Source organism: Sphingomonas sp. PAMC 26605 (assembly GCF_000241485.1).
Lineage (GTDB): Bacteria > Pseudomonadota > Alphaproteobacteria > Sphingomonadales > Sphingomonadaceae > Sphingomonas.
On the sequence record NZ_JH584257.1, the window covers coordinates 1 to 1,717 of the forward strand.

The 1,717-nt window shown below is 62.2% G+C and carries 1 protein-coding gene; it reads left to right on the forward strand.

Annotated features, from left to right (window positions below):
* On the forward strand, nucleotides 1-1,012 hold a 1,012-nt coding region (locus RH90_RS21890; protein WP_010189279.1), incomplete at its 5' end, for an IS30 family transposase.
* Nucleotides 1,013-1,717: the final 705 nt, after the last annotated feature.

Below are 1,717 nucleotides of genomic sequence, written 5' to 3' on the forward strand. Positions count from 1 at the left end.
GATCCGCCCACCCGATCGGAAGCGATCCGGGCGAGCGCTCAGCTTGGCCGACCGCGAAGAGATATCGCGAGGTCTGGTCGCCGGCCGTTCCCTGCGTGCCATTGCAGTCCAGCTCGGCCGGGCGCCGTCAACGATCAGCCGGGAGGTCGGGCGTAACGGTGGCGCTGATCGGTATCGTGCCACGCTGTCGGATCAGGCGGCATGGGATCGCGCGCTGCGTCCGAAGCGCTGTAAGCTGGCTTGCCACCCGGGGTTGCGGCGAACAGTATCGCGCAAGCTGCGCCGCAAATGGTCGCCAGAGCAGATTGCGGGCTGGCTCAAGCATAGCTTTCCGGGCGAAGACCAGCATCGCGTGTCACACGAGACGATCTACAAGAGCCTGTATATCCAGGCGCGTGGTGTCCTCAAGAAAGAGCTGCTCGAGCATCTGCGAGCGAAGCGCACGATCCGCCGCTCGCGCCATGCCAGCTTGAAGCGCGACGGGCTCGGCCAGATCAAGGACGCGGTCTCGATCAGCGAACGCCCCGCTTGCGTCGAGGATCGCGCCGTGCCCGGGCACTGGGAGGGCGATCTCATCTCAGGCGCGCGCGGCAGCCACGTCGTGACGCTGGTCGAACGCCAGTCGCGCTACGTGATCCTGGCCAAGGTCGCGAACAAGGAGACGGCCAGCGTCGTCTCCGCCTTGATCAAGCAGGCGCGCAAACTGCCGCACGACCTCTATCGGTCGCTGACGTGGGATCGCGGCAAAGAGCTTGCCGACCACCGCTGCTTCACGTTGGCGACCGACGTCGCCGTCTACTTCTGCGATCCTCAGAGCCCCTGGCAGCGCGGCACCAATGAAAACACCAACCGCCTGCTGCGCCAGTATCTGCCCCACGGCGTCGATCTGTCGATCTTCAGCCAGGCCCAACTCAGCGCCATCGCCAGGCAACTCAACGAGCGGCCGAGAAAAACCTTGATGTACCAAACGCCAGCTGAGAAGTTCGCACAGAGCGTTGCGTCGATCGGTTGAACCCACCCCGCAAAGCGGTCGGTCGACTGTTGCTAATTTCGGACCTTGAGCGGCATGAACGGGTGCCCGAATGCTACTGGGAACAACTCGGCAAATCCGCAGTTTTGTTTGCTCATGTCAAAAATCTCGTTCGCCGAATTTCCTCCCGGCGATCGCGCCCTAGACCGCGCTGGCATACGGCTAAGCTATCTCTGGCGGCACGGACGACTTCCTGACTTGGACGATCCAAAGCTTTTTACCGAGTGGGTGCAGTACCGAAAGCTATACGACCGTGATCCGCGCATGCCCGCGCTCGCTGACAAAGTGGCCGTGAAAGCCTGGGTTGCCGCCCGGCTCGGTCCTAGCTGGGTGATACCGACACTTTGGAATGGCGCTGCACTACCGACTGAATCGGTGTGGCCGCTGCCCTTCGTCGTTAAGGCACGGCACGGCTGCAATCAGAGCCGCTTCGTGTTTGATGACAAGGCCGATTGGCTTGGGATCATGCGCGATGCCGAGCGATGGATGAAAAGCCAGTACGGCAGCTGGCTGAGCGAGAGGCTGTATCGCGACATTCCCCGTGGGCTGCTGGTCGAGCCATTTTGTCGGCGACGGTCCGACGCTGCCGGTGGACTACAAATTCTATGTGTTCGGCGGACAGGTGGAATATGTTCAGGTGCATCTGGGACGAGGGGGTAAGCACCGCTGGATCGTGCTCGATCGATA